The sequence below is a fragment of the Erythrobacter donghaensis genome, from assembly GCF_002155425.1.
GTDB classification, from domain to species: Bacteria; Pseudomonadota; Alphaproteobacteria; order Sphingomonadales; family Sphingomonadaceae; genus Erythrobacter; species Erythrobacter donghaensis.
This window is the reverse complement of record NZ_MUYG01000011.1, coordinates 873079-894118: the sequence shown is the minus strand read 5'-3', so window position 1 is coordinate 894118 and position 21040 is coordinate 873079. Positions and strand designations below refer to the sequence as shown.

15 protein-coding genes and 1 tRNA gene are annotated in these 21040 nt (G+C 66.4%); 7 read left to right on the top strand and 9 right to left on the bottom strand.

Features of this window, described 5'->3' with window-relative positions; genetic code table 11:
- Nucleotides 1-73: 73 nt before the first annotated feature.
- Complete coding sequence (locus tag BZF59_RS15830) at nt 74-652, bottom strand: hypothetical protein (RefSeq protein ID WP_086609166.1); 579 nt, start codon at nt 650-652, stop codon at nt 74-76.
- Nucleotides 653-827: 175 nt separating this feature from the next.
- Between BZF59_RS15830 and BZF59_RS15825 the strand changes: the two genes are divergently transcribed.
- Together BZF59_RS15825 and BZF59_RS15820 are read left to right on the top strand one after the other, a co-directional pair.
- Nucleotides 828-2348, top strand: coding sequence for an FAD-binding oxidoreductase (locus BZF59_RS15825; RefSeq protein WP_086609266.1), 1521 nt, complete (start codon nt 828-830; stop codon nt 2346-2348).
- Nucleotides 2349-2420: 72 nt separating this feature from the next.
- A complete protein-coding gene (locus BZF59_RS15820) occupies nt 2421-3215 on the top strand; it encodes a SapC family protein (RefSeq protein ID WP_086609165.1) in 795 nt (264 codons plus the stop codon).
- Between the two features lie 101 nt (nt 3216-3316).
- Here the strand turns inward: BZF59_RS15820 and BZF59_RS15815 are convergent, their stop codons facing one another.
- Nucleotides 3317-4306, bottom strand: coding sequence for an N-formylglutamate amidohydrolase (locus tag BZF59_RS15815; protein ID WP_169712079.1), 990 nt, complete (start codon nt 4304-4306; stop codon nt 3317-3319).
- A gap of 129 nt (nt 4307-4435) precedes the next feature.
- Here BZF59_RS15815 and cpdR point away from each other — a divergent pair, with 129 nt between their 5' ends.
- The 5 genes from cpdR (at nt 4436) to BZF59_RS15790 (ending at nt 10016) form a co-directional block, all read left to right on the top strand.
- Nucleotides 4436-4825 carry a cell cycle two-component system response regulator CpdR gene (gene cpdR, locus BZF59_RS15810; protein ID WP_086609164.1) on the top strand — a complete coding sequence of 130 codons (390 nt, stop codon included), beginning with the start codon at nt 4436-4438 and terminating at the stop codon, nt 4823-4825.
- 81 nt (nt 4826-4906) lie between these two features.
- Nucleotides 4907-4981, top strand: a tRNA-Val gene (locus BZF59_RS15805).
- A 214-nt stretch (nt 4982-5195) separates the two neighbouring features.
- Nucleotides 5196-6419 (top strand): NADP-dependent isocitrate dehydrogenase, encoded by a 1224-nt coding sequence (locus BZF59_RS15800; RefSeq protein WP_086609163.1) that lies wholly within the window; start codon nt 5196-5198, stop codon nt 6417-6419.
- A gap of 143 nt (nt 6420-6562) precedes the next feature.
- Nucleotides 6563-8203 (top strand): bifunctional GNAT family N-acetyltransferase/carbon-nitrogen hydrolase family protein, encoded by a 1641-nt coding sequence (locus tag BZF59_RS15795; protein ID WP_086609162.1) that lies wholly within the window; start codon nt 6563-6565, stop codon nt 8201-8203.
- Between the two features lie 31 nt (nt 8204-8234).
- Complete coding sequence (locus tag BZF59_RS15790) at nt 8235-10016, top strand: cation:proton antiporter domain-containing protein (RefSeq protein ID WP_086609161.1); 1782 nt, start codon at nt 8235-8237, stop codon at nt 10014-10016.
- Here the strand turns inward: BZF59_RS15790 and BZF59_RS15785 are convergent, their stop codons facing one another.
- The 7 genes from BZF59_RS15785 to BZF59_RS15755 all read right to left on the bottom strand — a co-directional run bounded on the left by BZF59_RS15785 (nt 10017) and on the right by BZF59_RS15755 (nt 21030).
- The gene (locus BZF59_RS15785) at nt 10017-10571 is read right to left on the bottom strand and encodes a hypothetical protein (protein ID WP_143738199.1); all 555 of its coding nucleotides are present in this window, start codon (nt 10569-10571) and stop codon (nt 10017-10019) included.
- A complete protein-coding gene (locus tag BZF59_RS15780) occupies nt 10546-11136 on the bottom strand; it encodes a hypothetical protein (RefSeq protein WP_143738198.1) in 591 nt (196 codons plus the stop codon). The genes BZF59_RS15785 and BZF59_RS15780 overlap by 26 nt, the downstream gene beginning before the upstream one ends.
- 100 nt (nt 11137-11236) lie before the next feature.
- Nucleotides 11237-13888, bottom strand: a complete 2652-nt coding sequence (gene alaS / locus BZF59_RS15775) for an alanine--tRNA ligase (RefSeq protein ID WP_086609158.1) — start codon at nt 13886-13888, stop codon at nt 11237-11239.
- A gap of 287 nt (nt 13889-14175) precedes the next feature.
- The gene (gene recA, locus BZF59_RS15770; protein WP_086609157.1) at nt 14176-15243 is read right to left on the bottom strand and encodes a recombinase RecA; all 1068 of its coding nucleotides are present in this window, start codon (nt 15241-15243) and stop codon (nt 14176-14178) included.
- A 131-nt stretch (nt 15244-15374) separates the two neighbouring features.
- A complete protein-coding gene (locus BZF59_RS15765) occupies nt 15375-17009 on the bottom strand; it encodes a DUF4139 domain-containing protein (RefSeq protein WP_086609156.1) in 1635 nt (544 codons plus the stop codon).
- Nucleotides 17010-17020: 11 nt separating this feature from the next.
- Entirely contained in the window at nt 17021-18526 is a 1506-nt protein-coding gene (locus BZF59_RS15760) for a DUF4139 domain-containing protein (protein WP_245806182.1), read from the bottom strand.
- Between the two features lie 89 nt (nt 18527-18615).
- Nucleotides 18616-21030 carry a PAS domain-containing sensor histidine kinase gene (locus BZF59_RS15755; RefSeq protein WP_169712087.1) on the bottom strand — a complete coding sequence of 805 codons (2415 nt, stop codon included), beginning with the start codon at nt 21028-21030 and terminating at the stop codon, nt 18616-18618.
- Nucleotides 21031-21040: the final 10 nt, after the last annotated feature.

The following is a 21040-nucleotide window of genomic DNA, read 5'->3' as shown; positions in this document are numbered from 1 at the left end:
TGTTCAGACTGGCGCGCCTTTCCCGCAAATGGCCGCAAAAGTCAAGGAATCGCGCGGGGTCGGCGCGCCCCCGTCAGTCGGTCACTTCGACCAGCTGGCGCATCACCTCGACCTCGCAGCGCGCACCGGTGCGTGACTGGAGCCTGTCACGATCGACGCACAGGCGCCCGTCTTTGTTCCGCTCGACATAGAAGCCCGAGTAGAAGTCGCGGGCGCGGCATGATTTTTCGAGATTGACCGAGATCATCCGGCGATCGCGCAGGAACAGCACGAGGCGATTGCCGCTGCCGGTCTGAACCCCAGCGATACTGTCGAGCGCGACGCATTTTTCCTTGCCGCGCTCTTCGAAGCGGGGGGAAACCGCACGCTGGGGGAGGCTGGCGAGAGGCGTGCCGCGCGAGGACGGCGCGGTGGGGGTGATGCGCACCACCACGCGCTGTTCGATCCGGACCTGCCGCGCGGTGGACGACTGATGCATGGCAGAGAGCGGGTTCACCAGCGGCGGGGCGTCATCCTCCGCAGCATGTGCGGCATCGCATTGCGGGGCCGAAGGAGCGGCCAGCGCGCCTGCTTCTCCCGGCACGTCCACGCCCTGGGCCATCCATGGCACCATCAGCGCCACGGGCGCGGCAAGGGCAAGCAGGCTGTTCATCGCGGGATCAGTCTCTCCTTGCGGCGTGCGAAGAAGGCGAAGGGGCATGACGGCACGAGCAAGCGCGTCATCCCCTGCCGGATTAGCACCGCGATTTGAACCCTGCCTTAATTCTCCGTCACATGACCAGAAAAGCATTGGCACATTCCCCGGCGACTGTGGCATGAAGGCCACAATGAATCGCCCCACCCCGCCCCCCGCTCTTCCTGCGTCGTCTGGTTCGCAGGCTTCCGAAGCCTTCCTTGCTGCGGCGGCAGCGCTGCTCGGTGAGCGCGGGCTGACGACCGATCCCGAGCGGATGGACACCTGGCTGACCGACTGGCGCGGACGCTACACCGGACGCGCGCTCGCGCTCGCCGCTCCGGCCTCCACCGCCGAGGTCGCCGCGCTGGTGCGCCTGTGCGCGGCGCATGGCGTGCCAATCGTGCCGCAGGGCGGCAACAGCGGCATGGCTGGGGGCGCGACCCCAGACGAAAGCGGCACCGCCATGATCTTGTCGCTAAGGCGCATGAATGCGATCCGCGCGGTCGATCCCGCCGCCGGGCAAGCGGTGTGCGAGGCAGGCGTGGTGCTCCAGACCCTGCACGACGCGGCCGAGGCAGCGCAGATGCGCTTTCCGCTGACATTGGGCGGCAAGGGCTCGGCGACCATCGGCGGGCTGATCGCCACCAATGCCGGCGGCACGCAGGTGCTGCGCCACGGGACGATGCGCGCGCAGGTGCTGGGGCTGGAGGCGGTGCTGGCTTCGGGGGAGGTGCTCGATCTGATGACCCCGCTCAAGAAGGACAATCGCGGCTTCGACCTGAAGCAGTTGCTGATCGGTTCGGAGGGCACGCTGGGCATCGTCACCGCCGCCTGCCTGCGGCTGCTCCCCGCTACCCGCGCCCGGGCGACGGCGTGGGTCGGACTGGGAGGGATAATCGAAGCGCGCACTCTGCTGCGGCAGATGGAACGCGCGATGGGCGATGCGCTGGAAGGCTTCGAGGTGGTGCCCGCGCATTGCCTCGAATCGGTGCTCGCGCATCAGCCCACCGCGCGCGCGCCGCTGGCCGAGGCGCATGCCTGGAACGCGCTGATCGAATGCGTCTCGCCCGCACATGACAGCCATGCGCTGCGCGAGAGCCTTGAGACGGCACTGGCCGCCGCGCTGGAAGACGGCCTCATCGCCGATGCCGCGATCGCCGCCAACGACACCCAGGCCGAGGCGTTCTGGGGGCTGCGCGACGGGATCTCCGCCGCCGAGCGCGCGCTTGGCCCAGCGATGCAGCACGATATCTCGGTGCCGGTGGGGGCCATGCCGGAATTCATCCTCGCCGCCACCCCGGCGATCGAAACCGCGCATCCCGGCACTAGCGTCGTCGCCTTCGGTCATCTCGGCGACGGCAACGTCCACTTCCACGTCCTCGCCCCCCAAGGTGCGGTGCGCGGGGTATGGGAAGAGGCTGAGGGCAAGGCGGTCAGCGCCGAGGTCTATGATCTGGTCACGCAGTGGGGCGGATCAATCAGCGCCGAACACGGGATCGGCCAGATGAAGGTGGATGAGCTCGCTCGGCTGCACGATCCGGTCGCGCTGGCGGTGATGCGCAGCGTCAAGCAGGCGCTCGACCCGGCAGGGCTGCTCAATCCGGGGAAACTCCTGCCCGCCGCGTCGCACCTTGCCCCCTCGCAGCTTGCGCGCGCAGACGCAAAAGCCTAAGGGGCGCGCTTTCGGCGGGGCGATGATCCGCTGAGGGGATCAACCACCGCTTTATTACCGGAGACCGATGTCATGGCCAGCGCGCCGCAACCGCAACTTCCGCTGTTCTACAAGGACCTTCTGCCGCTCAACAGCCGTGACCACGCCAAGTGGAAAGCCGCGACGCTGGAAAGCGCGGCCTACCTTGCCACCACCCACGCGATCCCGGTGACGTCGGACGAATTCGTCGATGCCCAGCGCCACTTCCCGATCGTGTTCACCGCCGGGGAAAGCCCGCTGCCGATCGCGCTGTTCGGCCTCAACGAAGGCGTGAACACCTATGTCGGCGATGACATGAAGATCAACGAGGCGATCTACCTGCCCGCCTACGCGCGGCGCTATCCCTTCATCCTCGCCAAGCTGCAGCAGGGCGTTGACGACATGTCGCTGTGCTTCGATCCGAGCGCGAACCTGCTGGGTGCCTTCGACGAGGGCCTCGCGCTGTTCGACGATGCCGGTCAGCCGACCGAATATGTGCAAGGCGTGCTCGATTTCTGCCGCCGCTTCGAGGAAGCCGGTCAGCGCACCAAGCTGTTCATGGACGAGCTGATCAAGCTCGACATCCTGATCGACGGCGAGATCGCGATCACCCGCAACGACATGCCCGACACGCCCTTCGTCTATCGCGGCTTCCGCATGGTTGACGAGAACAAGCTGCGCGAGCTTCCGGCCGACACGCTGGAAGGTCTCGTGAAGAACGGGATCCTCGCTCTGATCTATGCGCACCTCTATTCGCTCAACATGATGCGCAACCTGTTCGAGCGCCAGCTGGCGCAGGGCAAGGTGCCGACGCCGGGTCAGGCCGCGCCCGCTCCGGCGCTGAACTGATCGCTATGGCAGTAAGGGCCTGTGGGCTCTTACGGCGCAGTCTATTCGACGGGCAGGCAGGCCGCAGGGCCGCCTGCCCGTTTCGATTCGAAAGGTCGGGGCTATTCAGCAGCCTGCCGCTGGCTCTCCGCCCCGCCCAGCAGCGCGGTTTCCGCACCGAGCTCGCGCACGAGCGTCGCCAGCAGAGCGGCGATGGCAGGCAGGCCCGGCCCCGGCTGAGCGAACTGCCGGTCGAGATAGGCCGTGCGGCACACCTCGATCTGCATCGCATGGCGGCCCGCTTGCGGCGCGCCGTGGCGATCGAGTACATAGCCGCCCGAATAGGGCCGGTTATGCGCCGCCGCCGCGCCGCGCGCCTCGAGATGTGCGAGCGCCCGGCCCATCAGCCGGTTGTCGCACGCCGCCCCGAAGCGGTCGCCCAGCACGAAGACCGGCGCGCGCGCCTCACCCTCGGCGGCGCGCAGCGGGGGCATGGAATGCAGGTCGATCAGCAGCGCTGCGCCCCATTGCGCGCGAATCCGCTCCAGCGCCTCGGCCAGCACGGTGTGATAGGCGCGGTGAATGCCCTCGATCCGCGCGGCGAGTTCGTCTGCGGGCAAGCGCCCGCGCCAGATCTCGCCCGATCCCGGCAGGCGGCGCGGCACCAGCCCCAGCCCGCTGCGCGCGCGCGCATTGCTGCGCTGGCCGGGGGCGGGCGCTTCGATGTCGGCTGGCCGTCCGCCTTCGATCATGTCCCAGTCGATATCGTCTTCGGCGCGGTTGAGGTCGAGCAGCGCGCGCGGGGCATGGGCCACCAGCAGCGCCGCCCCTGTCTCGCGCGCGATCGCGACGCCCAGCCGGTCGACCAGGCGATCCTCCAGCCGCAATTGCGCCAGCGCCGCATCGCGCATCCGTGCGGTCACCTGCGGCGGGTAAGCGCGGCCTGCATGGGGCACCGCGATCAGCACCGGTAGCGCGAGCCGCGGCGGAGTGGTCAGCGTGAAGGCCGGCGCACCTTCCGCCCCCTCACCCAGCCCCGGCACCACCCCGCCGCTCACCGAAGCGCGCAAGCGCGGCGGAAGGTCGGACGGAGGGCGCGAGAGAGGAGCCATTCTGCCATCCTTGCTGAAGGCTTTGCGCGCGCGAGTCAAAGCCTCATCGCAGCCGCAATCCGCACCACGCCGGAGGCATTCGGGCGCAAGCACAAAGATTTCTTAAGCCGCGCCTGCTACAGCCGCGCGATGACCGTGACCCGTACCCCCCGCATTCTGCTTGCCGAAGATGAAGAGGCGATGCGCACCTATCTCGAACGCGCGCTGACCAACGCTGGCTATTTCGTCAGCGCGGTGGACCGCGGCACGGATGCGGTGCCGTTGCTTGAGACGGGCGACTACGATCTGCTGCTCTCGGACATCGTCATGCCTGAGATGGACGGGATCGAGCTGGCCCAGCGCTGCGCCGAAATTTCCCCGCGCACCAAGGTGATGTTCATCACCGGCTTTGCCGCCGTGTCCTTGCGCGCCAGCCGTGAACAGCCGGCCGCCAAGGTGCTGTCAAAGCCCTTCCACCTGCGCGATCTGGTGCTGGAGGTGGAGCGCGTATTCGAAGAGGCCGACGCGGTCCGGCGATAGATTTTTCCGAATCGCTTGCACCTTGCAGGGTGCTGCGATAAAGGGCCGCTCCGCCCCGCAATGGGGCCGGTCCGATGGTGCGGGCGTATAGCTCAGTGGTAGAGCACTATGTTGACATCGTAGGGGTCGCAAGTTCAATCCTTGCTACGCCCACCACCGGACAAAAACGAAACAGCCCGCCCCTTCCGGCGGGCTTTTTTGTGCCTCCGGCCAAGCGCATTCCTATGCAAGGGCTGATGCGTTTCATTCGCACCCCCTGCCCTTGCAAGCCCGCCCTCCTCTGCTAAAGCCCGCGCGGGATCTTACACAGCTTCCTGTCGATCACACCTAGCCCCGCACCAGACGGGGCAAGAAGGATAGGGCAACACACATGGACAAAATCAAAGTCACCAATCCCGTCGTCGAGCTCGACGGCGACGAGATGACCCGCATCATCTGGCAGTGGATCCGCGAAAGGCTGATCCTGCCCTACCTTGACATTGACCTGAAGTATTACGACCTCTCGATCGAGAACCGCGATGCGACCGACGATCAGGTGACGGTCGATTCCGCCAATGCGATCAAGCAGTATGGCGTGGGCGTGAAGTGCGCCACCATCACCCCCGACGAACAGCGCGTCGAGGAATTCAGCCTCAAGAAGATGTGGAAGAGCCCCAACGGCACGATCCGCAACATCCTTGGCGGTGTGGTGTTCCGCGAGCCGATCGTGATCGACAACGTGCCGCGGCTGGTGCCGGGCTGGACCGACCCCATTGTGGTCGGCCGCCATGCCTTCGGTGACCAGTATCGCGCCACCGACACCCTCATCCCCGGCCCCGGCAAGCTGCGGCTGGTGTTCGACGGTGAGGACGGCACCAAGATCGATCTCGACGTGTTCGACTTCCCCAGCCCCGGCGTCGCGATGGCGATGTACAACCTCGACGATTCGATCCGCGATTTCGCCCGCGCCAGTTTCAACTACGGTTTGAACCTCGGCTGGCCGGTGTACCTCTCCACCAAGAACACGATCATGAAGGCCTATGACGGGCGCTTCAAGGATCTGTTCCAGGAGGTCTTCGACACCGAAGGCTTCGCCGAGAAGTTCAAGGAAAAGGGCATGGTCTACGAACACCGCCTGATCGACGACATGGTCGCCTCCGCGCTCAAGTGGTCGGGCAAGTTCGTATGGGCATGCAAGAACTACGATGGCGACGTGCAGTCGGACACCGTGGCGCAGGGCTTCGGCTCGCTCGGCCTGATGACCTCGGTCCTGCTCTCGCCCGACGGCAAGACTGTCGAGGCCGAGGCCGCGCACGGCACCGTCACCCGCCACTACCGCCAGCACCAGCAGGGCAAGGCGACCTCGACCAACCCGATCGCCTCGATCTTCGCCTGGACCCGCGGCCTGATGTATCGCGGCAAGTTCGACAACACGCCCGATGTGGTGAAGTTCGCCGAAACGCTCGAGCGGGTCTGCGTGCAGACGGTCGAAAAGGGCTACATGACCAAGGATCTCGCGCTGCTGATCGGCCCGGGTCAGGCATGGCAGACCACCGAGCAGTTCTTCGAGACGATCGTCCAGAACCTCGAAACGGAAATGGCCAGCTGGGCCTGATGCCTCGCCTGCGGGCCTGAACGCATTACCGGAGGGCGGGCTGTCTTCGGGCAGCCCGCCCTCCTCGCTTTCGGGCACGGCTGCGGGAACAACTGACAGACCAATCCGCTTCGTCAACCAGAACAGCAAAGGGACACATCCGCATGGCCAGCAGACCGAAAGCGCGCCTCGAAATCCGTCAGGCGAAGCTCAAGGACGTGCGCGCCATCGGCGATCTGGTGCGCCGCGCCTATGACGATCTGCCCGCCTATACGCAGGGCGAAATCCGCGGCCAGATCAACAACTACCCCGAAGGCTGCTTCGTGGCGCTCTTCGATGGCGAGGTGGTCGGCTACTGCGCTTCGATGCGGCTCGACGAGCGCGTCGCGCTGTCGGACCACACCTGGGACGAGGTCACCGGCAACGGCTTCGGCAGCCGCCACGATCCGACCGGGGACTGGCTCTATGGCTACGAATTGTGCGTCGATCCGGCGGTGCGCGGCACCCGGCTGGGCCGCCGTCTCTATGAAGAACGCCGCGCGCTGGCCGAGCGGCTTGATCTCACTGGGATCGTCTTCGGCGGCCGGATGCCCGGCTACGCCCGCGCCAAGCGCCGCAAGTCCAATCGCGCCGAAACCCCGGAGCAATATCTCGAACTGGTGAGCGAGAACCGCATCCACGATCCCGTGCTGCGCTTCCAGCTTGCCAATGGTTTCGAGCCTGCCGGAATCCTCCCCAAATACCTGCCCGAGGACAAGGCCAGCCGCGGCAATGCCGTGCGGATGATCTGGCGCAACCCCTATGTCGACAGCGATGCGCCGCCCAAGCACCGCCTGCCGCGCGATGTCGAAAGCGTGCGGATCGCCACCTGCCAGCTGCAGGCGCGCGCGGTGAAGGACTTCGACGAGTTCATGAAGCAGGTCGAATATTTCGTCGACGTCGCCTCGGATTACGAGGCGGACTTCATCGTCTTCCCGGAAATGTTCACGGTGATGCTGCTCTCGGCCGAACCGAGCGAGCTGACCCCGCTGGAAGCCATCGAGCGACTGAGCGACTACACCCCGCGCATCCGCCAGCGCCTCTCGGAAATGGCGCTCGCCTACAACATCAACATCATCGGCGGATCGCACCCGACCCGGATGCCCGATGGCGACATCCACAATGTCGCCTATGTCTGCCTGCGCGACGGATCGATCCACGCGCAGGAGAAAATCCACCCGACCCCGAACGAGGCCTATTGGTGGAACATCAAGGGCGGCGATTCGATCGACGCGATCCCCACCGACTGCGGCCCGATTGGCGTGCTGATCTGCTACGACAGCGAATTCCCCGAACTCGCCCGCCGGCTTGTGGACGAAGGCGCGCGGATCATCTTCGTGCCGTTCTGCACCGACAGCCGCCAGGGCTATATGCGGGTGCGCTATTGCTCGCAGGCGCGCGCGATCGAGAACCAGTGCTTCGTCGTGATGAGCGGCAATGTCGGCAACCTGCCCAATGTCGCCAACATGGACATCCAATACGCGCAGTCCTGCATCCTCACCCCCTGCGACTTCCCCTTCGCGCGTGACGGGATCGCGGCCGAGGCTTCGGAGAATGTCGAGACGCTGACGATCAGCGACGTGAACCTCGCCGACCTGCAGTGGGCGCGCGCCGAGGGCACGGTGATGAACCTCGCCGACCGGCGTTTCGATCTTTACCGGATCGAGTGGGACAAGCGGGTCGGCAACATCAAGGACCCGCTCGGCGAGCAGCACGTCACCGGGCAGAAGCGCCCAATCGGCCCACACGGCGCAGGCGGCGGATGACAGCGCAGCCTGCGCGCGCTAGGCGGTTGGCGTGGCTGGCGAACTGACCCTCTCCCCGTTCCTGTCCGACGCGCTGGTGATCCTCGGCGCGGCGGGGATCGTGATTCCGGTCTTCGCGCGCTTCCGCATCACCCCGATCATCGGCTTCATCGTGATCGGCGTGCTGGTCGGCCCCTATGGGCTCGGGTCTCTGGTCGAACGAATACCCTGGCTCTTTTACGTCACCATCAGCAGGCCGGAATCGCTGACGCCTTTCGCCGATTTCGGCATCGTGCTGCTGCTGTTCGCGATCGGACTGGAGCTGAGCTTCAACCGCCTGTGGCAGATGCGCAAGCTGGTGTTCGGCCTCGGCGCGCTGGAACTGCTGATCATCGGCAGCTCGCTGGCCGCGCTGTTTGGCCTCACCGGAATGCTCGGCTGGACCGCGGCGCTGGCCCTGGGGTTCGCGCTCGCCTTCTCCTCGACTGCCATCGTCCTGCCAATCAGCGGCACCCGCACGCCGGTGGGCCGCGCGGCGCTGTCGATGCTGTTGTTCGAGGACATCATGATCGTCCCGATCATCTTCATCCTCGGTGCGCTTGCTCCGAATGTGCAGGGCGAAGGCTGGGAGGGGCTCATCACCACACTGTGGCAGGGCGGCTTGGTGATCGCGATCCTGCTGGTGGTGGGCCGGCTTGCCCTCCCCCGCCTCTTCGCGCAGGCCGCGCGCACCAAGAGCCCCGAGCTGTTCCTCGCCGCCTCGCTGCTGGTGGTGATCGGCGCGAGCCTTGCCACAGCACTGGTCGGCCTCTCACCCATCGTCGGCGCGCTGATCGCCGGGCTCCTGATTGCCGAGACCGAATATCACACCGAGGTCGAGCTGATCATGGAGCCGTTCAAGGGTCTCGCCCTCGGCGTGTTCCTGATCACCGTGGGCATGAGCATCGACCTGATGGCGATCGGCGCGGAAATCGGCGCCATCGCACTGGCGGTTGTTGGCGTGCTGGTGTTCAAGGCGCTGGTCACCGGCGTGCTGCTGCGCCTGATGGGCGCGCGGCGCGGCACCGCGGCCGAGACCGGCGTGCTGATGGCGAGTCCTTCCGAAACCACGCTGATCGTGCTCGCGGCGGCTACCAGCGCTCTGGTCATTGATCAGGAATCCGCGCGCTTCTGGCAGACCGTCACGGCCATCGGCCTTACCGTCACCCCGGTGCTGGCCAAGCTCGGCCAGGTGCTGGCGCGGCAAGTCGATGGCGTGGCCGAGAACACCGTGATCGGCAACAGCGACGAACCGCGCACCATCATCGTCGGCGGCGGCCGCGTCGGCCGGCTGATTGCCGACATGATGCAGGCCCACGGCAAGCCCTATGTCATGATCGACACCAACCCCGATCTGATCGCCAGCGCCCGGCGCCACGGCTACCGCGCGACCTTCGGCGATGCCGCGCGCGGCGATGCGCTGACCAAGCTGGGGGTCGAGACCGCGCCTGCGGTGGTGCTGACGATGGACGAGCCCGTGCTCGCCCAGCGCCTCGTTGCCAAGCTGCGTCAGACCTATCCTGATCTGCTGATCGTCGCCCGCGCGCGCGACACCGATCACGCCGCCGCGATGTACCGCGCAGGCGCCAGCCATGCGGTGCCCGAAACACTGGAAAGCTCGCTCCAGCTGTCTGAGGCGGTGCTGGTCGATATCGGCGTTGCGATGGGCCCTGTGATCGCCTCGATCCATGCCAAACGCGACGAATTCCGCGAACAGCTGGAGCGTGACGGGGGGCTCAGCGAGAAGCCGAAGCTCAAGACCGCCAGTCTGCAGGAACGCGGGGCCGAGGCCTGATCATTCGGGCCAAGGCCTCCGCGTCAATTGCACGCGCAGTCCGGAATCGCCTTCAAGGGTCCGGGTCTCTCCCTCCGCGATCTCTACGGGCACACTGAGCCAGGCAATCGCGCTGCGCACTTCGCCGCACTGCGGCAGGCGATGTTCCCAATAGGTCCGCAGCCAGAAGCTATAACTGTCGGTCGTGTCGAAGGACTTCAGCGTCAGCACCAGCGCGCTGTTGCGCGAAACCTTGCGGCGTTCCTCGTAACTGCAGGCCGGGTTGATGTCCTGCAAATCGGTCTCGAAGCGGGCGCCCTCATACTCCGAAAGGTAGAGGTCGCCCGCCCACAGCAGCCGATCCCCGCCCGTCACCTTCACTTCGAAGCGGAAGTTCTGCAACGGCGTGTCGCGGCGCGGTGTCTTGGTGAACCAGTGGGTGTTTTCCATCTCGCGCGGCTTGTCATGCTCGCGCGGCGGTGTCCCTTGTGCCAGCGCAGCCGCAGGTGCGAGCACCAGCAGGGCTGCGGCGATGATGCCAGGCCACCGCTCAAGGTAGGCGCACAAGTTCGACACGAAGCCCCCTTTCGCCCTCGATTACATAGGTCTGCTTCTCGGCCAGCTCGACTTCGACCCGCACCCCGGTCCCCCGCATACCATCGTCCGAGCAAGCCTCTGCCGGCGCAGTCCAGTTGGCCTCGACTTTATAGCGGTAGGGCCCTTCCCGGTTGCCCGGAGCAACCGACAGGTCGATCGTGTGGCGCCTGACTGCGAAGCGATCGTTCTTCAGCGGGCAATTGGCATCCATATCCTGCACATAAGTGCGCACGTTCGCCCGGCCATAGTGTGTCATCGCAAGATCGCCCGCCCACAGCTCGCGCTCACCTGCCAGCACCCGCGCACGCAGCCGATAGGGCGCGACCGGCTTCGGCGTGTCTTCGGCAGCGTCCACGCCATCAATCGTGGCGATCACCGTCGCGGGAGACGGCAATGCCTCATCACCTCGCAAACCTGTCCGGTGGGAAGTGGTCATGACGGGAACCGGAGCCGGCGGCATGTCTTGCGCGCAGCCCGGTTTCGCCAGAGCGACGCACGGCATGGCGCAGCACACAAACAGCCACGGCGGCACGAGCTTTGTCATCAACATCCATCCTGACGGCAGGAGCGCCTGTCTCCTGCGACCAGAATGGCGCAACTACGTTACGAAACGCTGAAGTTCAAAGGCTTGGCTCGGCAAGGCCTCAGCCCAGCACCGCCTTTGCCGCCGCCAGCGCTTCGGCCGCCTTGCTGCCGTCCGGCCCGCCGCCCTGCGCCATATCGGGCCGTCCGCCACCGCCCTTGCCGCCGAGCGCTTCCACGCCCGCGCGCACGAGGTCGACCGCGCTGAAGCGTGCGGTCAGATCATCGGTCACGGCGGCGGCGATGCTCGCCTTGCCGTCGTTGACCGCGATGATGGTCGCAACGCCCGAACCCATGCGCTGCTTGGCCGCGTCGAGCAGCGGGCGCAGTTCCTTGGGATCGAGCCCTTCGAGCACCTGACCGGAGAAGGTCACGCCCCCGATGGTCTCGTCAGCCGTGGCCGCCCCGCCGGAACCGCCGCCACCCAGCGCGAGAGCTTTCTTCGCCTCGGCGAGTTCCTTCTCGAGCCGCTTGCGCTCGTCGAGCAGCGCGGCGAGACGCGCGGGGACTTCCTCGGGTGTCGCGCGGATCACGATGGCAGCGGACTTCAATGCTTCCTCGCGCCCGACCAGCCATTGCCGCGCACCCTCACCCGTCATCGCCTCGATGCGGCGCACCCCCGATGAAACTGCGCTTTCCGAAACGATGCGGAAGATACCAATGTCGCCCGTGGCGCGCACATGGGTGCCGCCGCACAGTTCGACCGAGTAGTTGCGCCCTTCCCGCCCAGCGCGGCCCATCGCGAGCACGCGCACTTCGTCGCCATATTTCTCGCCGAACAGCGCCAAAGCGCCTGCCGCAACAGCGTCGTCGGGGGTCATCAGCCGGGTCGAGACGGTCTCATTGGCGCGGATTTCGGCGTTCACCTCGGCCTCGATCGCGGCAATGTCTTCGGGCGTGAGCGCCACCGGGTGCGAGAAATCGAAGCGCAGCCGGTCTTCCGCGACCAGCGAGCCCTTCTGCGTCACGTGCCCGCCAAGCCGGTTGCGCAGCGCAGCATGGACAAGGTGGGTCGCCGAGTGATTGGCGCGGATCGCGTCGCGGCGCGCGGCATCGACCTTGAGTTCGACCGTGTCGCCGACTGCCACCTCGCCCGCTTCGACCTGCACCTGATGCGCGTGAAGGCGGCCCAATGGCTTGGAGGTGTCGGTGACGTTCGCCTTGAAGCCGGCGGCATTCGTCATCGTCCCGGCATCGCCGCTCTGACCGCCGCTTTCGCCGTAGAAGGGCGTCTGGTTGGTCAGGATCACCACTGTTTCGCCAGCGGCTGCGCGCTGTACCTCGGCCCCGCCCTTGACGATTCCGACCACCCGGCCCTCACCACTGGTCGAGGCATAGCCGGTGAATTCGGTCGCGCCCTCGCGCTCGGCGATGTCGAACCAGACCTCGCCCGAAGCCGCCTCGCCCGAGCCCTTCCACGCGGCGCGCGCGGCGGCCTTCTGGCGGGCCATTGCGGCATCGAAGCCGCCCTTGTCGACCCCGATCCCCCGCGCGCGCAGCGCGTCTTCGGTGAGATCATAGGGAAAGCCGTAGGTGTCGTAGAGGCGGAAGGCGACCTCGCCGTCGAGCTCGCTGCCTTCGGCGAGATCGCCGGTGGCCTCGTCGAGCAGCTTCAACCCCTTGTCGAGCGTGCGGCGGAACTGGGTTTCCTCGCGCTCGAGCACTTCGGCAATCAGCGCCTGACCGCGCTGGAGCTCGGGATAGGCGGCGCCCATTTCGGTGACGAGCGCGGGGACGAGCCGGTGCATCAGCGGATCGGCTGCGCCCAGCAGGTGCGCGTGGCGCATCGCGCGGCGCATGATCCGGCGCAGCACGTAGCCACGGCCCTCGTTGGAGGGCAGCACGCCATCCGCCATCAGGAAGCTGGTCGAGCGCAGGTGATCGGCGATGACCCGGTGCGAGGCGGCGTGCTCGCCCTTGGCGGCGACGCCGGTGAGGCTCTCGCTCGCCGCGATCAGCGCCTTGAAGGTGTCGGTGTCGTAATTGTCGTGGACGCCCTGCAACACGGCGGCGATGCGCTCGATCCCCATGCCGGTGTCGATCGAGGGCTTCGGCAAGTCGCGGCGGGTGCCGTCGGCCTGCTGTTCATACTGCATGAACACCAGATTCCAGATCTCGACAAAACGGTCACCGTCCTCGTCGGGGCTGCCTGGAGGGCCGCCGAAGATGTGGTCGCCGTGATCGTAGAAGATTTCCGAACACGGGCCGCATGGGCCGGTGTCGCCCATCGACCAGAAGTTGTCGCTGGTGGGGATGCGGATGATGCGTTCATCCGGCAGGCCAGCGATCTTCTTCCAGAGGTCGAAGGCTTCATCGTCGGTGTGGTAGACGGTGACGGTGAGCTTGTCCTTCGGCAGGCCCCACTCCTTGGTCAGCAGGGTCCAGGCGTGGGTGATCGCCTCTTCCTTGAAATAGTCGCCGAAGGAGAAATTCCCCAGCATTTCAAAGAAGGTGTGATGCCGCGCGGTATAGCCGACGTTGTCGAGATCATTGTGCTTGCCCCCGGCGCGGACGCATTTCTGCGACGATGCGGCGCGCGGAGACGGCGGGGTCTCGAGCCCGGTGAAGACGTTCTTGAACGGGACCATCCCGGCGTTGACGAACATCAGCGTCGGATCGTTGTAGGGAACGAGCGGCGCACTCGGCGTCGCGGCGTGGCCGGCCTTGCTGAAATAGTCGAGGAAGGAGCGGCGGATTTCGTTGGTCGACGTCATGGCCGTGCAGTTAGGCAAAGCGTAGGCATTTCGCAATGGAGCGTGCGAATTCGGTGGCTGCGGGGCCGCAATCACCGACCGACGACATGCGAACGACCTGCCAACGACACGGCAACGGCACGCCAACGGCAGGCGCGATCATCGCCCCGCCCGGAAACGCGAAAGGCCGGCCTGCGCCTTGGGGAAGAGCGCAAGCCGGCGTTCCGGGTGTCCGGGCACTGTTGGGACCGGGCCAAGAGCGGGACACTCCGGCCGTGGTCATTGGGACATTGGTGCCCGCTTGAGGATCAGTCTTCCGAGTCCGCGTCCGGCCCGGTCATCATCTCCTCGGCGACCTTGTCGGTGCGGCTGCGGATCGCAGCCTCCAACCGGTCGCAAACTTCAGGGTTTTCCTTGAGGTAGGTCTTGGCGTTCTCGCGCCCCTGCCCGATGCGGATCGAATCGTAGGAGAACCAGCTCCCCGACTTTTCCACCAGCCCGGCCTTGACCCCGAGATCGATGATCTCGCCGATCTTGGAGATGCCTTCGCCATACATGATGTCGAATTCGACCTGCTTGAAGGGCGGCGCGACCTTGTTCTTGACCACCTTAACGCGGGTCGCGTTGCCGGTGATCTCGTCACGGTCCTTGATCTGGCCGGTGCGGCGGATGTCGAGACGTACCGAGGCATAGAACTTGAGCGCATTGCCGCCGGTGGTGGTTTCCGGGTTCCCGTACATCACGCCGATCTTCATGCGCAGCTGGTTGATAAAGATCACCATGCAGCGCGAACGGCTGATCGAGCCGGTCAGCTTGCGCAAGGATTGGCTCATCAAACGGGCCTGAAGGCCGACGTGCGAATCGCCCATCTCGCCTTCGATTTCCGCGCGCGGCACCAGCGCCGCGACCGAATCGACCACCAGCACATCGATCGCGTTGGAGCGCACCAGCGTATCGACGATTTCCAGCGCCTGCTCCCCGGTGTCGGGCTGCGAGACGATCAGCTCGTCGATATCCACGCCCAGCTTCTTGGCATAGACCGGATCAAGCGCGTGCTCCGCGTCGACGAAAGCGGCGGTGCCGCCCATCTTCTGCGCTTCGGCAATCACGTGCAGCGCCAGCGTGGTCTTGCCCGAGCTTTCCGGACCATAGACCTCAATCACCCGGCCACGCGGCAGGCCGCCGATACCGAGCGCGATGTCGAGCCCCAGCGACCCGGTTGAAATCGCTTCGACCTGCATCGCTTCCTTCGAGCCCAGCTTCATCGCCGAACCCTTGCCAAATGCACGATCAATCTGCGCGAGCGCGGCTTCGAGAGCCTTCTGACGGTCCACGGCTTTCTTGTCCTCTTCCACCAATTTCAATTGGGTAGCCATCGCACGCGCTCCTTCGATTGCCTAGGGGCATTACGGAGTTTTCCGCCGCCCATGACAGCCATGTATCGCGTTTGTTCTCATGGAACAAGTAGGGAACGAAAATTTTTTCCGAGCGGGCCCTGACCGGCTTCCTACTCGCTGTCCGCGTCGCGCGCCTTCCATTCGAAGTTGCTGGTGGTGTTGGCCGGAACCGTGACCTCGACCGTTTGCCAGCCGTTCTTCACGTCCACCTTCTGGCGCGGGAAGCGGATGTCGTATTCGCCTGCCCAGCCCAGTTGCAGGCGCACGCGCACCGGGTGCGGGTTGGCATTGGTCAGCACCGCGCGCATCGGCGCCCATTTGGAGAGGCTCGAGGCGCGTCCATCGCGGGTGTAATTGCCGCACATCGCGAAGACCTGCGCGCTTGTCCCCAGCGTCAGTTCGACATCCTGCCCGCGCGCGTAATCGCGCAAGGTGGTCTGCGCCGCGACCTGAGGCCCGCGCTGGGTCGGTTCGTAGACCGTCATCGCCCCTTGCGGGAGCGCGATGCCGAGGCCTTTCTTGTCGTCGTTATTCGTCACCAGCAGCAGGCCGGCGGGATCGGGCTCGTCGAGATCGGGCTCGATTAGATCTCCAGGATTGCATCGCGCCTGATAGAGATAGCGCGCCTTGACCGCCTGCTTGTTGAGAAAGGCGACCTGCTTCATCCCCTTCGCCGAAACGTCCACCCGGTCCGGCACGCGGAATAGCTTGAGATCGCCGAGATCTTCCTCTTCCGCGGTGATGACCGAAACCGCCGAAGGGGCATCCTGCAAGGAGCGCTCTACGCGCGACGCGGTGACGACAATATAGCGATCCTGTGACTCCATCATCGGGGCGGGCGCATAGGCCATCGGCGGGGGTGGTGGTGGCGGGGGCGGACCGGGCAGGTCAGACGTGGTGGTGCCCAGCGGGTAGCAGGTGAGATAGAGCCCCTCACCCACCGGCGGATCGGCGAGGTTCTCGTAATCGCTGTCGACATTCAGCCGCCCGGCGATGATCTGGAGGCGGGCATTATCGAAGCTCTGGCCATTGTCGTTGACCAGCGTGAGCCAGCTCAGCAGGCCCAGCTCGAATTCCTCGCCCGTGCCCTTCTCGGTCAGATTGGCGACGTAATTCGCCTGCCAGTCGAAGCCCCAGGCAAGATAGGTCAGCGTCACCTCGTAGGTGCCGCCTTGCGCCGAGCGGGTGTCGACCGAGAACACCGGCTGCGCGGAGAGGCCCGTGGGCACGCGGTTGAAGCCGAGCGTTTCGGGGAGCCCCGAACATTGCACCGCCTCGAACCCCTGCGCGGTCTGGAGCACCAGACCCCCATCGGCCCGCGTGCGCACCACCGCGCTTTCGCTCGCCTGCGCGCCGGTCGCGGGGTTCATCCGCGTGATCGTCACCCGGTTGCCGAGCGTCCCGTCGACCAGCGCGGCGGGCGAGAGCAATTGTGCGTTGCGGTTCTTCTCGATCGTTCCGCCGGGAAGACCCGTGACGATCGCCGAGATGCCGATCATGCCCTCGGCCACGCCTTCGAAGCGGATCGTCGATTCCCCCGGCGGCAAGGTCACGCGGCGGGTCTCGGAGATCATCGCGAGTCCTTGCGGATAGTCGCGCTCGAGCGCCTCGTCCGGGTCGCGGTCGGGGTTGCGATAGATCGTGACGGCGAGGTCAGTCGGTGCCGAAGCGTCCACCACCTCGCGCGCCAGAGCCGGAGCGGCCAACACCGCCGCGCCCGTCAGCCAGATTGCGGCCAGCCGCATCGCCGCCGCCCCTAGTAGCGGGTTTCGTAGGTGACGCGGATCACGCGCTCGCCCTCGGCCGGGATAGCGACCTTGTAGAGGCGTTGATCGTAGTTCAGCTGCTCACCCTTGATGTCTTCCGAGGTGATGCGGAAGTCGTCTGCCCACCAGCTGCGGTTGAGGCCGGTCTGGGTCAGCTGCACCTCCACCGGCTGCGCCTTGGCGTTGGTGAGGGTGTAGCGCATCACGGTGCGGTAATAGGTCTTGGGCCGCTCGATCGTGATGGTGCGCGACTGTTCGCCATCGGTGACGCGGTAGCGCGCGGTCTTCTCCCATTCCTCCGAGGTGATGGTCTCGCGCTTTTCGACCTCGGCCTTGACCGTGATGTCGAAGGCATCGCCCGTCACCAGCGACAGCTCGCTGCCCATCGGGGTGTGGCCGATCTGGTTTTCGCCGATGAATTGCGGGGTGCCCTGGCTGTCACGCTGGTAGAAGCGGACCGTGCCCGCCGGGAGCGCATCGCCGAGGCCCTGATTCTTCGAGGAGGAGAAAGCGATGCGGCTCTGCACATTCTGCGGCTGCTCGTCGTTCTGCTGCCAGTAGACGCTGCGCGAATAGATCTTGGTTGCGGGCACGGCCTGCACGTCGAGGAAGCTCACCTGCTTGGTCTGAGCGTTGGCGACCGTGGTGCGGCCGCTGATCGGGTAGAGGTAGAAATCGCCCAGCCGCTCACGCGCGGCAGCTTCGGTTCCGGCGCGGGTCATGCCGCGCTGGCCAAACCCGCGCGGGCCGCCGCCGGCATTGGGATTGCCCGCGACCAGCACCGTATCGGCATTGTGAAAGGTGGTGCCGGTGGAGTTAGTGAGCGTCACCCAGCCCTGCATGTCGATGGTGCCGCCCGCCTCGTTGTAGAGCGCGACATAGTCCGCGCTCCAGCCGAGGCCATTGGTGAGATAGCGCAGGTTGACCGGGCGGGTGCCCGCACGGGTGCTGTCGAGATTGACCGAGAGCGTCGGGCGCGCGCGCAGATTCGGCGGCACGCGGTCGAAGATCACCCGCACCGGCAGGCCATCGTCGCGCAGCACTTCGATCCGGTCGCCGATCTGGAGCACCGTGCCACCCACCACCGAAAGCACCTTGGCCCGCTCGCGCGTTTCGATCCCGGTGGCGGGGTTGGTGCGCAGCAGAGTGACGGTCTGGCCGACCGCCTTTTCCATCAGCTTGGTGGGGGTCAGCAGGTCGTAGTCGAAATTCTGCTCGATGATGGTGGTGTCGGCAGCGGCGAAGCTAAGGGTTTCGGCCTGAATCTGGGCCGAGACATCGGGGAATTCCACCCGGCTCTTGCCCTGCGCAATCGCCAGCTGGCGCGCGTCCTGCACCAGCGCGAGATTATTGTTGTAGATGGTGAGCGCGACATCGCCCTGCGCGGTAGCGTCGGGATCAGGCACGCTCTGGGCCAAGGCCCCGGCTGCGAGGCCCATCGCCGCCAATGCTGCCCCCGATACCGCACCCATGGCGGTGATTGCGCGACGCCCCATATGCCTGTCCTCTCCCATCCGGTTGGAGGCAAGATGAACGATAGCCAGCGTTTATCCAAGGTGAACGGAGCGGTTTTCCCGCCTCGCGATCAGCTGCCCGCCCCGGCCCCCTGTTCGCTGCGGGCCTCGCGCAGCACCGCGCCGACCTTGTCGCCGATCGAAGCGACGCTGAAGGGCTTGGCGATGAAGTGCATGTCGGGGATGTCGATGTCGCGGCGCAGCTGTTCCTCGGCATAGCCCGACATGAACAGCACCGGCATGGTCGGCAGGCGATTGCGGATTTCGCGCACCATCGCGGGGCCGTCCATCCCCGGCATCACCACATCGGACACGACGATGTCGAACTCCCCGCCCTCGACGATCGCGGCAAGGCCCTCCTCGCCATTGGCGCAGCCGGTGACGGTGTAGCCTGCCCGTGCCAGCGCACGTTCGGCGACGATGCGGACCATGTCCTCGTCCTCCACCAGCAGCACCTTGCCCCCCGCCGACCAGTCGGACGAGACCAGCTCCTGCACCGGGCGCTTTCTGGGCATCTCGCCGCGATGGACCGGGAAATAGACCGTGAACCGCGCGCCCGTGACCCGCCCGGCCTTGTCGGCGATATTGTCAGCAAAGATGAACCCGCCCGATTGCTTGACGATCCCGTAGGCGGTCGACAGGCCGAGGCCGGTGCCCTTGCCCTGTTCCTTGGTGGTGAAGAACGGCTCGAACAGCTTTGGCAGCACGTGCGGCGGAATACCGCCGCCGGTGTCCTGCACGATCAGCACGGTGTAGTCCGCTGGCGGAAGCACTTCCGAGCCGAGCTGGATCACCTGCTTGGCCTGAAGCGTGCGGGTGTAGAGCGAAATCCGCCCCTGCCCGTTCCCGCGCGAATTGATCGCGTCGCGGGCATTCACGGCGAGATTCATGATCACCTGTTCCAACTGCTGCGGATCGGCGCGCACCGGGCCGAGGTTGCGATCATGCTGGACGTAATAGGTGATCTTCTCACCCAGCAGCCGCTTGATCAGCGGGCTGACCTCGCTGACGACGTCGGGCAGCTGGATGATCTCGGGCCGCAGCGTCTGCTGGCGCGAGAAGGCGAGCAGCTGGCGCGTCAGGGCGGCGGCGCGGTTGGAATTGGCGCGGATCTGCTGGATGTCGTCATAGTCGCTGTCGCCCGGAATATGGCGCAGCAGCATCAGGTCGCAGGTGCCGATGATCGCGGTCAGCACGTTGTTGAAATCATGCGCGACCCCGCCGGCCAGCTGGCCCACCGCCTGCATCTTGGTCGCCTGCGCGACCTGACGGCGCAGCTGGTTTTCCTGACTGGTGTCGGCAAGGCTGAGCAGCACCGCCGCCTCGCCCAGCCCGCGCACGCCCGCAAGGCCGAGGCTGACCGGCTCTTCAGGGCTGTTGACGAGCCGCACCGCGACATCGCCACTGGTCGAAGGCCCGCGCCCGTGGCGTCGCACCGCGTCGGACAGCGCGGCCTTGTCCTCGCGCACCACCAGATCGGTCGGAAACTGCGGCAACCCGCGTCCCTCGCGCCCGACGGAGCGCAGGAAGGCCTCATTGCCGAACAGGAAGCGCCCGTCGCGGTCGGTCATGGCGAGGCCGAGCGGGAGCTGCGCGAGCAAGGCGTCGAGCTGCGCCACCCCCGCCTGCGCCGCACCGTCGAAACCGCTGCCGATGCCCACGCCCGAATCGATCAGCAGCATCAGCGAGGTCGCCTCGTCGGGCCGGGCGGCGGTGACGCGCTCCTCGGGATCGACCAGCGGGATGTCGACCAGCGTCTGCGGCGTGCCGCTGCGCCCCTCGCGGGCGAAGAAGATGCGATCCCGCTCGTCCGACCGCAGGAAACTGACGAAGTCCTGCCCCACCAGCGTCGCCGTGTCGTCGCCCGCAGCACGCTCGGCAAAGCCCGCGCTGACCATGCGGATCACGCCGTCGGCGGTGGTGATCGCGGTCTCGATCCCCGCGCGGCTCAGCATCTTGCCGAAGGGCCCGGCCAGATCGAGCGCGCCGAGATCGGCCCCGCGCGGCCGGGTGACGGGCCGCAGCCGCCAGATCAGATGATCCTCGCCGCGCCCGGCGCGGGTGGCGGTGATCTGCCAGCGGGTCTCGTCCGACGCTTCGACCTCCTCGAGCGCCGCCGTCCCGTCGCGCCAAGCGTTGCGCGCCAGCAGCGTCACCGCTTCGAGCTGTGCGCGTTCGAGCGGCAAAGCGGGCGGCGCGGCGCCGGTGCCGAAGGTGTCGAGGAAGAAGCGGTTGGCGCAGACCATGCGGTTGGCGCGGTCGGTGATGGCGATCGCCTCGCCCGCACGCTCGATCGCGGCGACCGTCACGCTCCAGTCGGGCGCAGCGGGCGCGTCGGCGGCGGGCGCGGCACGCACCCGGTCAAGCAGCACCACCCCGCCAAGCATCAACCCAGCCGCCAGCACGAAGGCGAGCGCCACCAGCCAGCTCCCGGTGGCGACATAGAGCACCCCGGCACTCGCCAGCACGGCAGCGCCCAGCCCCATCAGCACGGTG